Origin of the sequence: Noviherbaspirillum sp. UKPF54 (assembly GCF_007874125.1) — a bacterium.
Lineage (GTDB): Bacteria > Pseudomonadota > Gammaproteobacteria > Burkholderiales > Burkholderiaceae_D > Noviherbaspirillum.
Map to the genome: position 1 here is coordinate 927,403 of NZ_CP040128.1, position 18,753 is coordinate 946,155.

The 18,753-nt window shown below is 59.8% G+C and carries 19 protein-coding genes, 1 other RNA gene and 1 riboswitch; of the genes, 18 read left to right on the plus strand and 2 right to left on the minus strand.

Annotation, left to right across the window (positions count from 1 at the left end; translation table 11 throughout):
- Window positions 1-59: 59 nt before the first annotated feature.
- A riboswitch (ZMP/ZTP riboswitch) is annotated at window positions 60-165 on the plus strand.
- Between the two features lie 89 nt (window positions 166-254).
- The 13 genes from glyA to FAY22_RS04475 all read left to right on the plus strand — a co-directional run bounded on the left by glyA (window position 255) and on the right by FAY22_RS04475 (window position 10,873).
- Window positions 255-1,502: a serine hydroxymethyltransferase gene (gene glyA / locus FAY22_RS04415; protein ID WP_146329092.1), complete on the plus strand. Its 1,248-nt coding sequence runs from the start codon at window positions 255-257 to the stop codon at window positions 1,500-1,502.
- Window positions 1,503-1,698: 196 nt separating this feature from the next.
- Entirely contained in the window at window positions 1,699-2,169 is a 471-nt protein-coding gene (nrdR, locus tag FAY22_RS04420) for a transcriptional regulator NrdR (protein ID WP_146329093.1), read from the plus strand.
- Window positions 2,170-2,234: 65 nt separating this feature from the next.
- Complete coding sequence (gene pilV / locus FAY22_RS04425) at window positions 2,235-2,804, plus strand: type IV pilus modification protein PilV (RefSeq protein ID WP_146329094.1); 570 nt, start codon at window positions 2,235-2,237, stop codon at window positions 2,802-2,804.
- Window positions 2,805-3,806 carry a PilW family protein gene (locus FAY22_RS04430; RefSeq protein ID WP_371417353.1) on the plus strand — a complete coding sequence of 334 codons (1,002 nt, stop codon included), beginning with the start codon at window positions 2,805-2,807 and terminating at the stop codon, window positions 3,804-3,806.
- Entirely contained in the window at window positions 3,803-4,501 is a 699-nt protein-coding gene (locus FAY22_RS04435) for a PilX N-terminal domain-containing pilus assembly protein (protein ID WP_146329095.1), read from the plus strand. The genes FAY22_RS04430 and FAY22_RS04435 overlap by 4 nt, the downstream gene beginning before the upstream one ends.
- Window positions 4,482-4,961, plus strand: a complete 480-nt coding sequence (locus FAY22_RS04440) for a type IV pilin protein (RefSeq protein WP_246860654.1) — start codon at window positions 4,482-4,484, stop codon at window positions 4,959-4,961. The genes FAY22_RS04435 and FAY22_RS04440 overlap by 20 nt, the downstream gene beginning before the upstream one ends.
- 1 nt (window position 4,962) lies before the next feature.
- Window positions 4,963-5,508, plus strand: a complete 546-nt coding sequence (locus FAY22_RS04445; protein ID WP_246860655.1) for a GspH/FimT family pseudopilin — start codon at window positions 4,963-4,965, stop codon at window positions 5,506-5,508.
- 90 nt (window positions 5,509-5,598) lie between these two features.
- Entirely contained in the window at window positions 5,599-6,690 is a 1,092-nt protein-coding gene (ribD, locus tag FAY22_RS04450; RefSeq protein WP_146329096.1) for a bifunctional diaminohydroxyphosphoribosylaminopyrimidine deaminase/5-amino-6-(5-phosphoribosylamino)uracil reductase RibD, read from the plus strand.
- A gap of 13 nt (window positions 6,691-6,703) precedes the next feature.
- Window positions 6,704-7,318 carry a riboflavin synthase gene (locus tag FAY22_RS04455; RefSeq protein ID WP_146329097.1) on the plus strand — a complete coding sequence of 205 codons (615 nt, stop codon included), beginning with the start codon at window positions 6,704-6,706 and terminating at the stop codon, window positions 7,316-7,318.
- Between the two features lie 123 nt (window positions 7,319-7,441).
- Window positions 7,442-8,554 carry a bifunctional 3,4-dihydroxy-2-butanone-4-phosphate synthase/GTP cyclohydrolase II gene (ribBA, locus tag FAY22_RS04460; RefSeq protein WP_146329098.1) on the plus strand — a complete coding sequence of 371 codons (1,113 nt, stop codon included), beginning with the start codon at window positions 7,442-7,444 and terminating at the stop codon, window positions 8,552-8,554.
- Between the two features lie 129 nt (window positions 8,555-8,683).
- Complete coding sequence (gene ribH / locus FAY22_RS04465; RefSeq protein WP_146329099.1) at window positions 8,684-9,169, plus strand: 6,7-dimethyl-8-ribityllumazine synthase; 486 nt, start codon at window positions 8,684-8,686, stop codon at window positions 9,167-9,169.
- Between the two features lie 3 nt (window positions 9,170-9,172).
- Window positions 9,173-9,643 carry a transcription antitermination factor NusB gene (nusB, locus tag FAY22_RS04470; protein ID WP_146329100.1) on the plus strand — a complete coding sequence of 157 codons (471 nt, stop codon included), beginning with the start codon at window positions 9,173-9,175 and terminating at the stop codon, window positions 9,641-9,643.
- 45 nt (window positions 9,644-9,688) lie between these two features.
- Window positions 9,689-10,873 (plus strand): pyridoxal phosphate-dependent aminotransferase, encoded by a 1,185-nt coding sequence (locus FAY22_RS04475; RefSeq protein ID WP_146329101.1) that lies wholly within the window; start codon window positions 9,689-9,691, stop codon window positions 10,871-10,873.
- Window positions 10,874-10,946: 73 nt separating this feature from the next.
- Here FAY22_RS04475 and FAY22_RS04480 read toward each other — a convergent pair whose 3' ends face one another.
- Window positions 10,947-11,864, minus strand: coding sequence for a lytic transglycosylase domain-containing protein (locus FAY22_RS04480; protein ID WP_146329102.1), 918 nt, complete (start codon window positions 11,862-11,864; stop codon window positions 10,947-10,949).
- A gap of 469 nt (window positions 11,865-12,333) precedes the next feature.
- Between FAY22_RS04480 and ubiD the strand changes: the two genes are divergently transcribed.
- Window positions 12,334-13,818 (plus strand): 4-hydroxy-3-polyprenylbenzoate decarboxylase, encoded by a 1,485-nt coding sequence (gene ubiD, locus FAY22_RS04485; protein WP_146329103.1) that lies wholly within the window; start codon window positions 12,334-12,336, stop codon window positions 13,816-13,818.
- Between the two features lie 51 nt (window positions 13,819-13,869).
- An RNA gene (gene ffs, locus FAY22_RS04490) (signal recognition particle sRNA small type) lies at window positions 13,870-13,968 on the plus strand.
- 26 nt (window positions 13,969-13,994) lie between these two features.
- Here the strand turns inward: ffs and FAY22_RS04495 are convergent.
- Window positions 13,995-15,638 (minus strand): isovaleryl-CoA dehydrogenase, encoded by a 1,644-nt coding sequence (locus FAY22_RS04495; protein WP_146329104.1) that lies wholly within the window; start codon window positions 15,636-15,638, stop codon window positions 13,995-13,997.
- A 93-nt stretch (window positions 15,639-15,731) separates the two neighbouring features.
- Between FAY22_RS04495 and FAY22_RS04500 the strand changes: the two genes are divergently transcribed.
- The 3 genes from FAY22_RS04500 (at window position 15,732) to FAY22_RS04510 (ending at window position 18,747) form a co-directional block, all read left to right on the plus strand.
- Complete coding sequence (locus tag FAY22_RS04500; protein WP_168204771.1) at window positions 15,732-16,352, plus strand: TetR/AcrR family transcriptional regulator; 621 nt, start codon at window positions 15,732-15,734, stop codon at window positions 16,350-16,352.
- Between the two features lie 116 nt (window positions 16,353-16,468).
- On the plus strand, window positions 16,469-18,376 hold the full coding sequence (dnaX, locus tag FAY22_RS04505; RefSeq protein ID WP_146329106.1) for a DNA polymerase III subunit gamma/tau: 1,908 nt from the start codon (window positions 16,469-16,471) through the stop codon (window positions 18,374-18,376).
- Window positions 18,377-18,420: 44 nt separating this feature from the next.
- Complete coding sequence (locus FAY22_RS04510) at window positions 18,421-18,747, plus strand: YbaB/EbfC family nucleoid-associated protein (RefSeq protein ID WP_040039770.1); 327 nt, start codon at window positions 18,421-18,423, stop codon at window positions 18,745-18,747.
- Window positions 18,748-18,753 lie beyond the last annotated feature (6 nt).

Here is an 18,753-nt window from a genome sequence, read left to right on the forward strand (position 1 = left end):
TGCAGAATTTTCCACCATTCTTGCTCAAATCAAGCACCTACCTTACAATTTGGTACCATTTCGTCTCACGTGACTGGCGAAAAGCCGGGCTTGCGGTTCCGGCGACAAGGTGGATATCCACCGGGGAACGTGAGATGTCTTTCGCCGTTCGCCTGGGCAGCCCAAATGGAATGTACGACTGAGGCTGCCTGTCTTCTTCTCATCAGCCCTCATTCGATTTCGGCATTGCATACTTAAATCGATTGGAGTTTTTCATGTTCGCAAAAGACCACACCATCGCCAAAGTCGATCCGGAACTTTGGTCCGCCATCCAGCAGGAAAACCAGCGCCAGCAAGACCATATCGAGCTGATCGCGTCCGAAAACTACACCTCGCCGGCCGTGATGGAAGCGCAAGGCTCGCAGCTGACCAACAAGTACGCGGAAGGCTATCCGGGCAAGCGCTATTACGGCGGCTGCGAGTTCGTTGACGTGGCCGAGACTCTGGCGATCAACCGCCTGAAGGAATTGTTCGGCGCGGAAGCCGCCAATGTGCAGCCGAATTCCGGTTCGCAGGCGAACCAAGGCGTGTTCTTCGCGATGCTCAAGCCGGGCGACACCATCATGGGCATGTCGCTGGCGGAAGGCGGCCATCTGACCCACGGCATGGCACTGAACATGTCCGGCAAGTGGTTCAACGTCGTTTCCTACGGCTTGAACGAGAAGGAAGAGATCGATTACGACGCGATGGAAAAGCTGGCGCGCGAAAAGAAGCCCAAGCTGATCATTGCCGGTGCCTCCGCCTATGCGTTGCGCATCGACTTCGAGCGTTTCTCCAAGATCGCGAAAGAGGTCGGCGCCTATTTCATGGTCGACATGGCTCACTATGCCGGCCTGATCGCCGCCGGTGTTTATCCGAATCCGGTGCCGTTCGCCGACTTCGTGACATCCACCACCCACAAGTCGCTACGCGGCCCGCGCGGTGGCGTGATCCTGATGAAGGCCGAGCATGAAAAGGCGATCAACTCCGCTATCTTCCCTGGCATCCAGGGCGGTCCGCTGATGCATGTGATCGCAGGCAAGGCAGTTGCATTCAAGGAAGCACTGTCGCCGGAATTCAAGGCATACCAGCAGCAAGTGGTGAAGAATGCCGATGCACTGGCCAAAGCGCTGATCGCGCGCGGCTTGCGCATCGTATCCGGTCGCACCGAATCGCACGTGATGCTGGTCGATCTGCGCGCCAAGAAAATCACCGGCAAGGAAGCCGAAGCGATCCTCGGTTCTGCCCATATGACCTGCAACAAGAACGCGATCCCGAACGACCCGGAAAAGCCGTTCGTCACCTCCGGTATCCGCCTCGGCAGCCCGGCGATGACCACCCGCGGCTTCAAGGAAGCGGAAGCGACCAAGGTCGGCAACCTGATCGCCGACGTGCTGGACAATCCGCACGACGCCGCGACCATCGAGCGCGTGAAGGCGGAAGTTAAGAAGCTGACCGACGCTTTCCCGGTATACGCACGCTAAGGCGAGGGCGGCGACGGCTGCTTCGTTGAACTGCTGGTGGAAGCGGAATGCTTTTGCGTATGATCAACGAAGCGCCATGTTCCATCTCGAAACAATGCCATATACCAAAAATATGTGATTGATGGCTCTGCGACCATGCAACAAAATTGACTAATTGATAACTGGTTGCAGAGCCTGATACGAACGGTTAACCGCTATGAAATGCCCCTTCTGTCATCATGACGATACCCAGGTCATCGACACGCGCGTGTCGGAAGAAGGGGACACCATCAGGCGCCGGCGTCGTTGCGCCCATTGCGACAAGCGCTTTACTACCTATGAACGCATCGAATTGTCGATGCCGGTCATCGTCAAGAAAAACGGTAGCCGCACGGAATATGACCCGGCCAAGCTGCGCGGCAGCATGATGCTTGCGCTGCGCAAGCGTCCAGTGTCTGCCGAAACGGTCGATGCTGCCATTCATCATATCGAAGAAAAGCTGCTGTCGAGCGGTGCGCGCGAAGTGCTGTCGGGGCACGTCGGCGAGCTGGTCATGCGAGAGCTGAAACGCCTCGACAAGATTGCCTATATCCGATTTGCCTCCGTCTACAAGAGTTTTGAAGACGTCGCGGAATTTCAGGATGTCATCGCCGAGGTCGGGCGAGAGCGAAAAAGTCCCTCCAAGTAATTCGTCTTGGTAAGCATAGGGCGAATTTTTGCGCCCGAAATGTTGTCAAATTAATAATAAATAGCATGGGTAAATCGACGAAAAACGGCTTTTCCCTGATCGAAGTGTTGGTATCGATCGTGGTTCTCGCGCTGGGCGTATTGGGAGCGGCCGGCATGCAGCTCGCAGCGATGCGTACTGCGCAACAGTCCGCCATTCAGACTTTCGCTTTTCAGCTCGCTGCGGAAATGGCCGGCGCGATGCGAGCCGGACATGGACGGCTCCTGCAAGAGAACGGCGCTGATCCATTCATCGGGCTCGATTACCAATCCGTAGCCGATGGCGACCTGCAAACGCCTGCAAAGCTTTGCTATGGAATCGAATGCAATGCACAGGAGCTGGCCGAATTTGAAATGTACGAGTGGAAAACGCGCGTCAAGGAAGCTTTGCCGGGCGGGCGCATCGTGGTATGCCGCGATTCCAGTCCGTGGAGTAGTGCCGCCAGGGCATTGACCTGGAACTGCGACGGTGCAGTGGATAGCACTGCGCCAGTCGTCATCAAGCTAGGCTGGCAAGTAAAAAATCCTGACGGAAGCCTGCTCCGGGATGCCTCCGGAATATCGGCTCCGTCCGTGTCACTGGCCGTGGCGCTGTGAATGGGTATGAAAGTATGCAGCGGCAATGACGGCGCGGGCTTGGCCCGGGCATGCAAACAATCCGGCGTGACACTGGTTGAGCTGATGATCTCGATGACGATCGGGATGTTGGTCGTGATGGCAGCGACAGCTATTCTCCTGTCCGCCAAATCAGGTTACCTGCTGCAAGACGACGAGGCGCAGATACAGGCCAGCGGCCGCTTTGCTATCGAAATGGTCTCGCGTGCGGTTCGGCAGGCCGCGTATTTTCCCGGGAATGGAGGTGGCAATGCGACGCCTGTCGAGGATGAGGTCGGGGCGATGATTGCCGGACTGGACGCGCGCAGTCTGAAAAGTGGCACGCAAGGCATCGATTCGCCGCTCAAGAAGTCGGTCAATGGCAGCGATGTGCTCGCTGTGCGATTTTTCGGCTCCGGCGCCGCAGGCAATGCCGACGGGACAATGACGAATTGCGCCGGCTTTGGCGTTGCTGCTGACGACGGGCGCGGCTGGAGCATCTTTTATGTGGCGGAGGATGCGACAGGCGAGCCGGAGCTGTACTGCAAGTATCAGGGCGCCAGCGGCTGGTCTTCCCAGGCAATCGCGCGCGGCGTTGAGTCGTTCCAGGTGCTGTACGGACTGGACACCGATGCCGACGGATTGCCGAACCGGTTTGCGATGGCGTCGGCTATCGATGCCTTGGATGGCGCTCTCGTCGTTGAAGGCACTGACGCCGCCGCGCGAGAACGGGACAGGGAGCGCAAGACCTACTGGAAGAAGGTCGTGGCAGTCAGGGTCGCGCTGCTTGTGCATGGCACGCATCGGACTCGTGCGGGCGGCATGGATGCTGATCGTGATTTGTTCGGCAAGGATTACGCGAGCGCATTCGCGGACACGGACAAGGGCGTGCGTATGCGGGAGGCGGAAATGCCGGCATCGCAGCGCGGCCGAATACGCCGGATTTTCGCGACGACGATCCATTTGCGCCCACCATCGTTGGCCTCGGAACAGGAGGCGCGATGAGGCGCGGACACTACGTCAAGCCTACACGGCCGCGCGCCTTCGCCTCCCGGGGCGATCAATCCGGAGCTTCTCTTATCGTCACGCTGCTGATGCTGACGGTGCTGGCAATGGTTGGGCTTTCGGCGGCGCAGATCTCTTTGCAGGACGAAAAGGCTTCGCGCAACGAGCGCGACCGGGAGATTGCCATGCAAGCTGCGGAAGCGGCGCTGGCCGATGCCGAACTGGACATCGAATCGGCGCCGCGTAGCTCCCTGTTTGCGTCCGATAGCAGCGAAGGGTTCGCACCGGACTGCAATAACGGCCAAACAGCGCGCTACCTCGGCTTGTGTCTATCGGGGCGGAATATCCGGCTAGCTTGGCAAGCGATTGATTTCGCGAGCGCGAAGTCCGTGCCGTACGGGCATTTCACCGGGCGCATGCTGCCAGCCGGTGCCGGGCCGCTGCCAATGCACGCGCCGAGGTACATCATTGAACTCATGCCCGACGACGAAGCCGGTGGTGCGACGCAGGAAACATATCACTACCGGATTACCGCCATCGGTTTCGGCGCAGCGAATGCCACCCGGGTGATGCTGCAAACGCTTTACCGAAAAGCGGGGAAGGGCGGCAAGGAACAGGCGATGCCGGTCGGCCGGCTCAGCTGGCGAGAAATACCGAACTGGAAGGAATTGCACGATGCTCTTGCAAGAAAGTAAGAACTCATTTGATCTTATGGATGAACCGCACGGATTCACGCTCACCGATCTCATGATTGCCCTTGCCATCGCCGGCCTGTTGACGGCGATGGCCATACCCTCGTACCGGGAGTCGGTGCGCAAGAGCAGGCGCGCCGAAGGCCGGGCAGCATTGATGCAAGTGATGCAGCAAGAAGAGCGCTTCTATTCAGCGCACAACAGCTACATCCGTTTTCATTCTTCCTCGTCGGACGAGGAGGAAAGAAAATTCAAGTGGTTCTCCGGGAATAGTGCGAAAAGCAGCGCATACGAGATCAAGGCGGAACCGTGCCAGGATGAGTCGATCGAAAACTGCGTGCAGTTGACGGCCATGCCGGGAACGTACAACGTGGATCTGAAATTCAGGGATCGGGAATGCGGCGATCTCGTCCTGACCAGCACTGGAGTCAAGACAGCCAACAACCCGGACTGCTGGAACTAGCATGCGGGTCGTCATCAGGCATGCAGGATGGAACGATGGATTCTCGCTGCCGGAATTGCTGATTGTAGTTGCCATCGTCGGGATTTTTGCATCGCTCGGCGCACCCAGCTTCCGGGACATGATCGAGCGCCAACGGATAGCGACGACGGTCAATGATTTTTTCGCCGCGATCTATCTAGCCCGCTCGGAGGCAATCCGGCTGGGCGCACGGGTCGATCTTGTTCCGAAGGATGCGGCTGGCGACTGGTCCAAGGGCTGGGTGGTCTTCATCGATGAAAACGGGAACCAGAGACCGGATGGTCGCGAACGGATCGTCTTTTCTCATGAGGCGGCGCGCGGAACGAGCATTGCGGCCAGCCTGACCGATTCAAAAGTACAATATCTGGCATATACCGGCTCCGGCCGCACGCGCACCAATTCCAGCAGCCAGACTACGCAATTCGGCTCCTTCACGTTCAAGCTCGGCAGCCAGACCAGGAAGATCAAGCTGAATTTCCTGGGGCGCCCGCGTGTCTGCAATCCGGACACCGACGGTGCCAGTTGCTGAGCAACTGATCGATTCGTCTTTGGCGATAGAATGGAGCCGGCCTGCGCAGGACGCCGGCATCGAATTCAATAACCGAACATAGTCAATCCCGTGGAAATTACCAGCGATCGGCAAGGCATCGAACGCGCCTTGCAATGGGCGTCGAAAGGCATGTTTACCACCTCGCCGAATCCGCGCGTCGGTTGCGTGATCGTCAAGGACGGACAAGTCATCGGCGAAGGGCATACGCAGCCGCCCGGGCAGGCGCATGCGGAGGTGCAGGCGCTCAATGATGCCGCCCGTCGCGGCGCGGACGTGCGTGGTGCGACAGTCTATGTGACCCTGGAACCCTGCAGCCATTTCGGGCGCACGCCGCCCTGCGCGGACGCCCTGGTCAGGGCGGGCGTGGCCAGAGTGGTTGCTGCAGTCGCCGATCCCAATCCGCTGGTGGCCGGGCAGGGCCTGGAAAAGCTGCGCGCCGCCGGTATCGACGTGACCTGCGGCGTGCTGGAGGAGGACGCCCGCGACATGAATATCGGATTCATGTCGCGCATGCGTAGCGGCAAGCCCTGGATACGGATGAAAGCTGCCGCCAGCCTGGACGGCAAGACGGCGCTCCACAATGGCCATAGCCAGTGGATCACCTCCAGTGCCGCGCGCGATGACGGCCACTGGTGGCGCGCTCGCGCGTGCACGGTGCTGACGGGAATCGGCACCGTGCTGGCGGACGATCCCCAACTGAACGTGCGGGCCATCGAGACACCTCGTCAGCCGCGCCGTATCGTCATCGACAGCCAGCTTCAAATAAGCCCGCAAGCGCGCATATTGGAGGGCGGTGGCACATGGGTCGTTGCCGCGCATGGCGATCCCGAAAAGGAAGCGCGATTGCGCGAACGCGGCGCCGAAGTCATCGTGCTTCCAAATGCCCATGGAAAAGTGGACTTGCCGGCGCTGATGCTTGAGCTCGGCAGGCGCCAGGTCAACGAAGTGCATGTCGAGGCAGGATTCAGGCTGAACGGTTCGTTGATCCGCGAAGGCTGCGTCGACGAATTGCTGCTCTATCTCGCGCCCAGCCTGTTGGGCGATGCGCAAGGCCTGTTTGATTTGCCGGCGCTCGCCAGCCTCGATGGCAGGAAGACGTTGTCGTATCACGAAGTCAAGCAAATCGGACCGGATTTGCGTATCCTTGCTCGTTTCATTTAATCGGATTTCAAGCATGTTTACCGGAATCGTCGCCGCCGTCGGCAAGATCACTTCCATTTCTCCATTGGGCAGTCAAGCCGATGCCGGCGTGCGCCTCGCTGTCGATGCCGGCGCCTTGCCGATGGCCGACGTCGCCCTCGGCGACTCGATTGCATTGAATGGCGCATGCATGACTGTCGTGCAAAAGACAGATCAGGGTTTCGTGGTCGACGTGTCGCGCGAGAGCCTCAACCGCACCGCAGGCCTGGATGCGCTGGGAGAGGTAAATCTGGAAAAGGCACTGACATTGGCCGAGCGCCTGGGCGGACACCTGGTGTCCGGCCATGTGGACGGCCTGGGCGTAGTGCGCAAGTTCGAGCCGGTCGGCGAATCGATGGAGCTGGTGATCGAAGCGCCGAAGGATCTCGCCAAGTATCTCGCCTATAAAGGTTCAATCGTGGTGAATGGCGTGTCGCTGACCGTCAATCGCGTCGTGGATAGTGCCAGCGCATGCGAGTTCTCGATCAACCTGATCCCGCACACGGTCGAGGTGACCACGCTCAAGCATCTGAAGCCGGGCGTGAAGGTCAATCTGGAAATCGACCTGATTGCGCGTTATGTCGAGCGGATGCTGAGCCTGAAAGCCTGATTTTCGGCTGTTCGATAGCCTGCCTGGGCGGCGCGAGGCGACAAAACCTGTCGATACTTGCGGTCTTGAAAGTTGGAAGCAGCCTAAATCCTTTAAAATAGCGTGCTACATAGGATTTAAGTCATGGTTATTTCAACAACACAAGAAATTGTCGCCGAGCTGCGCGCCGGCCACATGGTCATCCTGGTCGACGAAGAAGACCGCGAAAATGAGGGGGACCTGGTCCTCGCCGCCGAGTTCGTGACGCCCGAGGCAATCAACTTCATGGCCAAGTACGGCCGCGGGCTGATCTGCCTGACACTGACGGAAGAACGTTGCAACCAATTGAACCTGCCGATGATGACTGCCCGTAACGGGACGTCGTACGGCACGGCGTTCACGGTATCGATCGAAGCGGCCGAAGGCGTTACCACCGGCATTTCAGCCGCGGACCGAGCCAAGACCGTGCAGGTCGCGGTGGCGAAGAATGCCAAGCCTTCCGACATCGTGCAGCCGGGTCACATTTTCCCGTTGAAGGCGCAAAAGGGCGGCGTGCTGATGCGCGCCGGTCATACCGAAGCAGGGTGCGACCTGGCCGACATGGCCGGCTTGACACCGGCGGCGGTGATCTGCGAAATCATGAAGGACGACGGCACCATGGCGCGCCTGCCGGACCTGATGGAATTCGCGCAGGAGCACGGCCTGAAGATCGGCACGATCGCCGACCTGATCCATTATCGCAGCCAGCACGAGAGTATCGTCGAACGTGTCGGCGAACGCGTGATGCATACTGCGCACGGTGACTTCAAGGCGGTCGCTTATCGCGACAAGGCCAGCGGCAGCGCTCATCTGGCACTGGTGCATGGCGAGCTCAAGCCCGAGCTGGAAACGCTGGTGCGCGTGCACCAGCCGGTGTCGATTCTCGACCTGCTCGAAACCCGGGCCACCACCCATTCCTGGAACATGGCATCGGCGATGGCAGCGGTCAAGGCGGCCGAACGCGGCGCCGTGGTGCTGCTCAATTGCGAAGAGTCGGCCGACCAGATGTTCGCGCAGTTCGCCGCGCTGGCCGCGCCCGATGTAAAACCGCAGGCGCGCGAAACGCGCATGGACTTGCGGACCTACGGCATTGGTGCCCAGATCCTGAAGGACCTGGGAGTGGGCAAGATGAAGCTGCTGGCTAATCCGAGAAAGATGCCGTCGATGGCGGGTTTCAACCTGGAAGTGACTGGCTACCAGGACAAGCCGAGTCAATAAAATCTGTCGCATCAACGCGGCCGGTGGCTGGACTTTCAAGAATATCGGCACCTGGCATTCCTTTTTGCTTGTGGAATGCCGGGTGTTGGCCAACAATCAATAAGCGCAGTCGCGTGTAAAGGAACCATCATGACCGTAGGAACATACGAAAGTAACTTGAGCGGCGAAGGCGTACGCGTCGGTATCGTGCAGGCGCGCTTCAACGAAGACGTGTGCCACGGCCTGCTGTCGGCTTGCCTGGCCGAGTTGAAGCATCTTGGCGTGGCAGACGAAGACGTATTGCATGTGACGGTGCCGGGCGCCCTGGAAATTCCGTTGGCGCTGCAAAAAATGGCTGAAACGCAGCAATTCGATGCATTGATTGCCATCGGCGCCGTGATCCGCGGCGAGACTTATCACTTCGAGTTGGTGTCTAACGAGTCGGGCGCCGGAATTACCCGTGTCGGACTGGATTTCGGCATTCCGATTGCCAATGCGGTATTGACGACCGACACCGACGAGCAGGCAGAGGCGCGCATGGCGGAAAAGGGTGTGGATGCGGCGCGTGTCGCCGTCGAAATGGCGAACCTGGCGATTGCGCTGGAAGAGCTTGGCGAAGTAACTGAGGAAGAGTAAGTAATGACCCAAAAGACTGTTCACGCGAATCCGAACAAGAATCGCACGCCGCGTCATCGCGCGCGCGAATTCGCGCTGCAGGGTTTGTATCAATGGCTGTTGAATCACGAGGATGCGGGCGCGATCGATGCGCACATCCGTGAAGCGCATGGTTTCGAGAAGGCCGATGCCGAGCATTTCGATGCGCTGTTGCACGGCGCGATCAGGCAGGCGCCCGGCCTGCGTGAAGGCTTGGCGCCGCTGATCGACCGGCCGATCGACCAGTTGTCGCCGGTGGAGCACGCTGCGCTGCTGATTGGCGCATACGAACTCAACAATCACCGCGAAATTCCTTACAAGGTGGTCATCAACGAGGCGGTCGAGCTGACCAAGTCCTTCGGTGGCATCGACGGCCACAAGTATGTCAATGGCGTGCTCGACAAGTTCGCCGCCAAGGTGCGCGATGTCGAAGTGGACGACGCGAAGAAGCATTAATCCCATCGAGCCGCGGGGAAAGCCTGCGGCAACAATCCGTTCCGTATGAATTCCTCCAGCCTCGATTTCTCGCTCGCATCGCGCCTAGCCAATATTGCGCCGTTCCATGTGATGGAGTTGGCAAAAATGGCGACCGAACTGGAGCGGCAGGGGCGCCACATTATTCATATGGGCATTGGCGAGCCCGATTTCACGGCGGCGCAGCCGGTGATCGATGCTGCCGCGCGCGCCATGGCCGACGGCCGGTTGCAGTACACCTCGGCCACCGGCATTCCCGCCTTGCGCGAAGCGATTGCCGCCCATTACCAGCGGGTGTACGGGCTGCAGATCGCGCCGTCGCGCATCATCGTCACCGCCGGAGCCTCGGCTGCCCTGCTGCTTGCCTGTGCGGCGCTGGTGGAGAAAGGGGCGGAAGTATTGATGCCGGACCCGTCCTATCCGTGCAATCGCCACTTCGTCGCGGCCTTCGATGGCGAGGCAAGGATGATACCGAGCGGCCCGGAGCAGCGCTTTCAGCTGTCGGATGCAGAGGTGCGCGAACACTGGGGAGCGGCCACCCGCGGCGTGCTGCTGGCATCGCCATCCAATCCGACCGGCACCTCAATCCCGCATCAGGAGCTGGCGAAAATTGTCGCGACAGTGCGGGAAAAGCATGGCTTTACGATTGTCGACGAAATCTACCAGGGGCTGACCTACGATCAGGAGCCGTTCTCGGCATTGTCCTTGGGCGAGGATGTTATTGTCATTAACAGTTTCTCGAAATATTTCAACATGACCGGCTGGCGGCTCGGCTGGCTGGTGGTGCCGGAAAAGATGGTGCCGCAGATCGAAAAGCTGGCGCAAAACCTGTTCATCTGCGCATCGAGTATTGCTCAGCATGCAGGGGTAGCGTGCTTCGAACCGGAATCAATCGCCATCTATGAGCAGCGTAAGGCGGAGTTCAAGCGCCGCCGCGATTACATTGTTCCCATGCTGCGTGAGCTTGGCTTCAAGGTGCCGGTGATGCCGGATGGCGCGTTCTACGTCTATGCCGATTGTTCGGCCTTGTCGGATGACGCGGATCGGTTGACGATAGACATGCTGAACCAAGCGGGTGTAGTGCTGGTACCTGGGCTCGATTTCGGGCCCTACACGGCGCGCCGGTACATTCGCCTGTCCTATGCAACTTCAATGGAAAACCTAGAGGAAGCGGTTAGCCGCTTGCGCCGCTTTTTTGATGCCAGGCACTAGTCAAGTTGCATCAAGGTATATAAGCAATAAAAAAGGAGCCTCAGGCTCCTTTTTTATTAGCTTGTAGCGATTCTTACAATGCGGCCAGCTTGCCTTCCTTTGTGAAGGATTCCTTCGATGCGCTCACGGATGTGGGCTCGTCTGCATTGCCGTTCGGCTTAATCTCCGGCTGGCGCGGTTTAACGGCAGCGGTAGAGACCGGTACCTTCTTGCCCATGGATACGTCTTTCAGGCGTCGATATTCTGCCAAGACTCGAGCCCCATAACCGGAATCGGAATCGAATGCGCCTGCGCCGACGTATAGTTTCAACCCAGCCTCAATTGAACCGCCACGCGTCACATAATCCTTCAGGATCAACGAGCCGACACGGATATTGGCAGCCGGATTGAGGGCGGCCTTCACGCCGCCGAGCTCTTGAAACTTGTCGTGATGAACTTTCGACATGACCTGCATCAGGCCTTGTGCGCCGACCGGGCTTTCCGCAAAAGGATTGAATCCCGATTCGATTGCCATTACGGACAGGATCAGCAGCGGATCGAGCTTGATATCCTTGGCGGTCATGTAGGCTGTCGATACCAGCATGTGCGTGGCATCGGATGCAACTCGATAACGCTTGGAGAGCCAGCTGGTAACCCATTGCTGCTGACGTGAATTGGCGAGCAATTTGCTATCGTCTTCGCTGGACGCTTTGATTGGGGCGGTGGCTGGCGCTGGTGTTTCAGCCGATTCCGCAGTTGCCACCGTATTTTCGGCTTCCGCAGCATCTGCCTCGATAAAAGGGGACAGTGCGAGCAACTGGTCCGCCAGCTCAGGTTTGACGAACATGGCGCCCAGCGCCGCGATGGCGATGATTCCCAGAATCATGAGCGTGTGGTGCGCAGTCGTTACAAAGCCGCGCAGGGTGTCGCCGGCGAAAACCGCCCAGGCGGCCGACTGGCTTGCCTTGCGTCGGGTAAAGTCGAACGTTACCCGGATACATCGATTTAGCATAGAGCCTCCTGAATCGTCACAACACACAAGAGCAGCCGCTATAACTACTCATAGCGTCTGGTGCTGGTCGTGATCAGAAACATCGCCTGTCGACATGCATGGCGCAAGCAACAGGCGTCGGAATTGTTTGCCCCGGGCTGTCGGCTGCCTGACGGCGCCGTATCAGCGGCAAACAACTTTTTCGGGGAAGAAGGCAGACGCCTTTCGATAACACTCCTTAAAATGTAATGGGCCCCGATCCCGTGAACGATAAGAGTCTTTGTCGCGTCACCGTCAGTCCCGGCTCGCTCTCTCATCAAGCTGGGCAGATTTTAGGTGCCTGTTTATATCAAGTCAACACTATCAAATTGATTCTATATAACTTTTAAATCTGCAAATCTCGCTGCGATGCAGCAGAAAACCAATAGAATCAACGACTTGTGTTCGCTATTTTAAAAATAGAAACAAGCCTCAGACATTGTAAAAAATCATGAAATATTCAGATTTGCGGGATTTTATTTCCCAATTGCAACAATTGGGTGAATTAAAACGCACTTCGGCCGCAGTATCGCCTTACCTGGAAATGACCGAAATCTGTGACCGCACCTTGCGCGCGGGTGGTCCGGCGGTCCTGTTCGAAAAACCGGCCGGCCATACGATCCCGGTGCTTGCCAACCTGTTTGGCACGACCCGTCGCGTCGCTCTCGGGATGGGTGCCGAGGACATCGGCGAGTTGCGCAAGATCGGGCACGTGCTGGCGACATTGAAGGAGCCGGAGCCGCCGAAAGGCTTTAAGGATGTGCTTGGCCTTGGTTCGATGGTGAAGGCGCTGTGGGACATGGCGCCCAAGGAACAGCGTTCGGCTCCTTGCCAGGATGTGGTGTGGGAGGGCAATGATGTCGATCTGGCGAAATTACCGATCCAGCATTGCTGGCCGGGTGACGTCGCGCCTCTTATTACCTGGGGACTTGTTATTACCAAGGGACCACACAAGAAGCGGCAAAACTTGGGCATATACCGACAGCAAGTCATCGGCCGCAACAAGGTAATCATGCGCTGGCTGGCGCACCGTGGTGGCGCACTCGATTTCCGCGAGCACTGCATCGTCAATCGCGGCAAGCCGTATCCGATCGCGGTAGCGCTTGGTGCCGATCCGGCAACCATCCTCGGTGCGGTCACGCCGGTGCCGGATAGCTTGTCGGAATATCAATTTGCGGGCTTGTTGCGTGGCAGTCGGACCGAACTGGTGAAGGCGGTCGGCAGCGAACTGCGGGTGCCGGCTTCGGCCGAGATCGTGCTGGAAGGGCACATCTATCCCGACGAGTCGCACCCGAGCGGTTATGAACATGCGCTGGAAGGCCCTTACGGCGACCATACCGGCTACTACAACGAGCAGGAATGGTTCCCGGTATTTACCATCGACCGCATCACGATGCGGCGCGACCCGATTTATCACTCGACCTATACAGGGAAACCGCCGGACGAACCGGCGATCCTCGGTGTGGCGCTGAACGAGGTATTTATCCCGTTGCTGCAAAAGCAGTTTGCCGAGATCACCGATTTCTATCTTCCGCCAGAAGGATGCAGCTATCGCATGGCGGTGGTGCAGATGAAAAAGGCGTATCCAGGGCATGCCAAGCGCGTCATGTTCGGCGTCTGGAGCTTTTTGCGCCAGTTCATGTATACCAAGTTCATCGTCGTGGTGGACGAGGATGTGAACGTACGCGACTGGAAGGAAGTGATCTGGGCTATTACCACCCGGGTCGACCCGGTGCGCGACACCACGCTGGTGGACAACACGCCGATCGATTATCTCGATTTCGCATCGCCCGTCAGCGGCCTTGGAGGGAAGATGGGAATCGATGCGACCAACAAGTGGCCGGGAGAAACCGATCGCGAATGGGGACGGCCGATTGCCATGACGGACGAAGTCAAGGCCAAGGTCGACCGTATCTGGCAGGAAGTGGGCTTGTAAGGCCGGCAAATAGCGCGGCGTCCGCCGCGCTTTGCTGGTAAAATAACCGTCGGCGGGCCCCTGCGCATTGCGGCATGGTCAACCTGGTCAGGTCGGGAACGAAGCAGCCACAGCCATTTCCCGCAAGTGCCGCAGATCAGGCTCGCCCCTTTCCTTGTTCTCCCCCCCCCCTTGAATCAAACCGGCCAGGCGCGTTCGAGTATGCGCTGTTGCAAGGCGCTCGCAGCGAGCGTGCCATAGACGCGGCCGCAATCCGGGTCGACACGGCTGGCAATGAATGCCTCGGCAATCGGCGTCGGGGCATGTTCCAGCATCAGCGCTCCCTGCGCCGCCAGCACCAGCCTTTGCACGAAGCGCCGCGCGAGCGTTTCGCGCTGTTCCGGCGGCGTTGCCAGATCAGTGCGCAAGGCATGGACCAGCGTGCGCAAGCCAGGATGTTGTGCGGCGGCTTGATCGAATTGTTTCAGCAGCAACAGGAAACCTTCCGTTTCACGTTCGACGGCGCGCAATACATCCAGGCACATCACATTGCCCGATCCTTCCCAGATCGAGTTGACCGGTGCTTCGCGGTACATGCGCGCCATCGGGCCGGTTTCCACGTAACCATTGCCGCCCCAGACTTCCATGCATTCGCCAGTGAATTCGAGCGCGCGCTTGCAGATCCAGAATTTGGCGGCAGGCGTGACGATGCGGCGCCATGCGCGTTCCAGCGGATCACCTGACGACTCGAAGGCGCGCGCCAGTCGCAGCATCAGCACGGTGGCGGCTTCGCTTTCCAGCGCCAGGTCGGCCAGCACGTTGCGCATCAGCGGTTGCTCGGCCAGCCGCTTGCCGAACGCGCTGCGGTGACGCGCGTGATGCGCGGCCTGTGCGAAAGCCTGGCGCATCAGGCCGGCGCTGCCGATGACGCAGTCGAGCCGGGTGTAATTCGCCATTTCGATGATGGTCGGGATGCCACGGCCTTCCTCGCCGACCATGATGCCGTAGGCACCCTGGAACTCGACCTCGCTGCTGGAATTGGAGCGGTTGCCGAGCTTGTCTTTCAGCCGTTGCACCAGCACGGCATTCTTGCTGCCATCCGGCCGCCAGCGCGGCACGAAGAAGCAGGACAATCCGGCGTCGGTACGGGCCAGCACCAGGTGCGCGTCGCACATCGGCGCCGAGAAAAACCATTTGTGGCCGGTCAGCAGATAGTCGGCGCCGCGTCCTGTTCCAGCCGGCGCCCGGGCGACGGTGGAATTGGTGCGCACGTCGGAGCCGCCTTGTTTTTCGGTCATGCCCATGCCGACCATGATCGATTTCTTTTGTTCCAGCGGCAGGTCGCGCGGATCGTGCTCGCGCGAAAACAGTTTCGGCTCCAGCATCGAGAACAGCTTCGGTTCGTTGCGCAGGACTGGAATCGAGGCGAAGGTCATCGTGGTCGGGCACAGCGAGCCAGCCTCCACCTGCGCCTGCATGAAATAACCTGCCGCGCGCGCCACCTGTGCGCCGGCCTGCGGCTGCATCCATGGCAGAGCATGCAAGCCTTCTTGCCGCAGCAGGCCGAGCAGCCGATGCCAGCTCGGATGGAACTCCACGGCGTCGAGACGGTTGCCGACACGGTCGTGCGTGACCAGTTCGGGCAAGTGGCGGTTGGCCTGCTCGCCCAGTGCCAGCACTTCCTTGCTGCCCAATTCGGCGCCGAATCTGATAAGGTTTTCCTCGTTCCAATGTGCCTGGCCGCGCTGCACGCCCTCGCGCAATGCCTGGTCGCTGGTGTAAATATTGTAGTTTTCGAGTTCCGGAACCTGGTTCGTGACTTCGTGGGTCGGCCATTGCATGGCGGGTCTCCTTGTCTTGTCTGGCGTGGATTATTTTTCAAGTCTATCGCCTGGCGCCGGTTCGGGTGTTCGTCTTTTGCAGGAAGACAGGAAGTGGCTGATATCCCTTTAAAACCGCGCCGCAAGCCGGTGCAGTCGCGTTCCAGGGTGACGCAGAATGCGATTCTGGATGCCTTTGTTCGGCTTTTGCTGGAGCGCGGCTACGCCCGCTTGACGATCCGCGACATCGTGGCGATTGCCGGAGTGGGGTTGGGAACGCTGTATGAATATTTCCCGAATAAAAAATCGATCGCGGCCAACTGCATCCATCAGCGCTTCAAGTCCGTCGGCGACCTGATGCTCGCGTGCATCGAATCCGCGCGCGGCAAGCCTTTGGCGGAGATGGTGGATGCCTTGCTGGATACTGTCGTCGCCCTGCATACGGAGCGGACCGAGGAATGGTCGGCGCTGATTTTCCTGGAGCGCCAGATATCGGACGAGCAGGCTTATCGCGTGCTGTATCGTCATTTCGTCGGCATCTGGGGGCAGGCGATCCGCGCCTGCGCCGGACCGCCTCGCGACGAACTCGTGGAAGACGTGGCGTACGTATTGCATGCCGCTGTCTACGGGTTGCTGTACCAGACGCTGATGTGCCGGCCGCATGCCGTCGGCACGCCCGAGTTCCGGCGCCAGCTGGGAGAGCTGGTCCACGGCTATCTCGGCGGAGCGATGTAGGAACCTGTACCTCAGGAATTTGTCGTTTGCAACTTGCTGGCTATTCAAAGATCAAGCTGTAAGTTCGCCCGGGCTGTCAGGTAAAATGCGTCTTATAAATAACCTCTCGCGCCTTTATGTCTTACCAAGTCCTGGCCCGTAAATATCGCCCCAAGAGTTTCGACACGCTTGTCGGGCAAGAGCACGTCGTGCGGGCGCTGACGCATGCGCTGGAGCAAAAGCGGCTGCATCATGCCTACCTGTTCACCGGCACGCGCGGCGTCGGCAAGACCACGCTGTCGCGCATCCTGTCGAAATCGCTCAACTGTGAAACAGGCATTACCGCCAAGCCATGCGGCACTTGCGAGGCATGCACCGCGATCGATGCTGGCCGCTTCGTCGACTATATTGAAATGGATGCCGCGTCGAACCGCGGCGTCGACGAAATGGCGCAATTGCTGGAGCAGGCGATTTACGCGCCGTCCAATGCCCGTTTCAAGGTCTACATGATCGACGAAGTTCACATGCTGACCAACCATGCGTTCAATGCGATGCTCAAGACGCTTGAAGAGCCGCCCGAGCATGTGAAATTCATTCTCGCGACCACCGACCCGCAAAAGATACCGGTCACCGTGCTGTCGCGCTGCCTGCAGTTCAACCTGAAGCAGATGCCGCCCGGCCATATCGTCGGGCATCTGGAAAACATCCTCGGCCAGGAAAGCATCGAATTCGATGCGCCGGCGCTACGCCTCCTGGCGCAGGGAGCGCATGGTTCCATGCGGGACGCGCTGTCGCTGACCGACCAGGCCATCGCCTATGCCGCTGGCAAGGTGACGCTGGAAGCGGTGCAGGGCATGCTCGGCGCGCTCGACCAGTCCTACCTGATCCGCGTCCTCGATGCGCTGGCAGCCAAGGATGGCGCCGGATTGCTGGCAGTGGCAGATGAAATGGCAACGCGCAGCCTGTCGTACAACGCGGCATTGCAGGACCTCGGCACCTTGCTGCACCGGATCGCACTGGCGCAAACCGTGCCTGCAGCGGTTCCCGACGACGTGCCCGAGCGCGAGGATATCCTGCGCCTGGCGGGGTGTTTCGATGCCGAGGAAGTGCAGCTGTTTTACCAGATCGCGGTGCACGGGCGTAACGAACTGAGCCTGGCACCGGATGAATATGCCGGATTCTCGATGACCTTGCTGCGCATGCTGGCCTTTAGGCCGGGAATCGGCGCGGCGGAAGCGAAGCCGGCGGCGGCGCCTGCGTCGGCAGCTCCCGCGCCGGCCGTCGCCGGCGCGGTTGCCAGGTTAAGCGCCGCGCCCCAGGCGGCGACGGCAAGCGCGCCGGTGGCGCGGCCCGCCGGTGCGATGAGCCCGGCGCGCGCCGCGCTGGAAGCCGCGCGCAATGGCGGCAAGATGCCGCCTGCGGCGAGCATCGCGCCCAAGCCGCCGAGCGCGCCTCCGCCGTGGGAAGAGGAAATGCCACAGGCAAGGGAACGAGCCGTGCCCGAAGCGATGGAGGCGGAGGCTCAAAAAAAAACTGAACCGCCCGCCGACGCAGCCGCACTGAACGGTGCGGGCGCGGCGGTCGCGGTGACGGAAAGGCCGGTGCAAGCGGCGCCCGCGCCAAGGCAAAGGGCGCCCGATCCGACCCCGGTTCCCGCCCTGAACTGGGACGGCAACTGGCCGGCGCTGGCCGCGTCGCTGCCCTTGCGCGGCGTGGTGCAGCAGCTGGCGCAGCAAAGCGAACTGCTGCGCTGCGATGTGCAGGGAGAGGGCGCGCAATTCCAGTTGCGGATTCCGCTGGAAACGCTGCGTTCGGCCGGTGCCGTCGAGAAGCTGACGGCGGCGTTGAGCGAACATTTCGGCAAGCCGGTCCGGGTCGAGACTGAAATCGGCGCTGTCGAGCATACCGCCAATGCACAGGCGGTGGCCGAGCGCGAAGCGCGGCAGCGCCAGGCGGAAGAAAACCTGCAGCGCGACCCGTTCGTGCAGGCATTGGTGCGCGAATTCGGCGCAACCATCGTGCCGGGATCGATCCGGCCCGCTTAATCAACACATTCCCAACGAATTCACTAACGAACAGGAGTACGACCATGATGAAGGGCCAACTGGCAGGACTGATGAAGCAAGCCCAGGCGATGCAGGACAACATGAAGAAGATGCAGGAGCAGCTCGCCTCGATCGAAGTCGAAGGACAATCCGGCGCCGGCATGGTGAAGGTCGTGATGACCTGCAAGAACGACGTCAAGCGCGTGTCGATCGACCCGTCCCTGCTGGGCGACGACAAGGACATGCTGGAAGACTTGGTGGCCGCCGCCTTTAACGACGCGGTGCGCAAGGCGGAAGCGACTTCGCAGGAAAAAATGGCCGGCTTGACCGCCGGCATGCCGCTGCCGCCCGGCTTCAAGATGCCGTTCTGATGTTTT

What these genes read in the sequence shown, in the direction of transcription:
- glyA (WP_146329092.1), top strand. Translation starts at nt 255, where the DNA reads ATGTTCGCAAAAGACCACACCATCGCCAAAGTCGATCCGGAACTTTGG.
- nrdR (WP_146329093.1), top strand. Translation starts at nt 1,699, where the DNA reads ATGAAATGCCCCTTCTGTCATCATGACGATACCCAGGTCATCGACACG.
- pilV (WP_146329094.1), top strand. Translation starts at nt 2,235, where the DNA reads ATGGGTAAATCGACGAAAAACGGCTTTTCCCTGATCGAAGTGTTGGTA.
- FAY22_RS04430 (WP_371417353.1), top strand. Translation starts at nt 2,805, where the DNA reads ATGGGTATGAAAGTATGCAGCGGCAATGACGGCGCGGGCTTGGCCCGG.
- FAY22_RS04435 (WP_146329095.1), top strand. Translation starts at nt 3,803, where the DNA reads ATGAGGCGCGGACACTACGTCAAGCCTACACGGCCGCGCGCCTTCGCC.
- FAY22_RS04440 (WP_246860654.1), top strand. Translation starts at nt 4,482, where the DNA reads ATGCTCTTGCAAGAAAGTAAGAACTCATTTGATCTTATGGATGAACCG.
- FAY22_RS04445 (WP_246860655.1), top strand. Translation starts at nt 4,963, where the DNA reads ATGCGGGTCGTCATCAGGCATGCAGGATGGAACGATGGATTCTCGCTG.
- FAY22_RS04455 (WP_146329097.1), top strand. Translation starts at nt 6,704, where the DNA reads ATGTTTACCGGAATCGTCGCCGCCGTCGGCAAGATCACTTCCATTTCT.
- ribBA (WP_146329098.1), top strand. Translation starts at nt 7,442, where the DNA reads ATGGTTATTTCAACAACACAAGAAATTGTCGCCGAGCTGCGCGCCGGC.
- ribH (WP_146329099.1), top strand. Translation starts at nt 8,684, where the DNA reads ATGACCGTAGGAACATACGAAAGTAACTTGAGCGGCGAAGGCGTACGC.
- nusB (WP_146329100.1), top strand. Translation starts at nt 9,173, where the DNA reads ATGACCCAAAAGACTGTTCACGCGAATCCGAACAAGAATCGCACGCCG.
- FAY22_RS04475 (WP_146329101.1), top strand. Translation starts at nt 9,689, where the DNA reads ATGAATTCCTCCAGCCTCGATTTCTCGCTCGCATCGCGCCTAGCCAAT.
- FAY22_RS04480 (WP_146329102.1), bottom strand. Translation starts at nt 11,864, where the DNA reads ATGCTAAATCGATGTATCCGGGTAACGTTCGACTTTACCCGACGCAAG.
- ubiD (WP_146329103.1), top strand. Translation starts at nt 12,334, where the DNA reads ATGAAATATTCAGATTTGCGGGATTTTATTTCCCAATTGCAACAATTG.
- FAY22_RS04495 (WP_146329104.1), bottom strand. Translation starts at nt 15,638, where the DNA reads ATGCAATGGCCGACCCACGAAGTCACGAACCAGGTTCCGGAACTCGAA.
- dnaX (WP_146329106.1), top strand. Translation starts at nt 16,469, where the DNA reads ATGTCTTACCAAGTCCTGGCCCGTAAATATCGCCCCAAGAGTTTCGAC.
- FAY22_RS04510 (WP_040039770.1), top strand. Translation starts at nt 18,421, where the DNA reads ATGATGAAGGGCCAACTGGCAGGACTGATGAAGCAAGCCCAGGCGATG.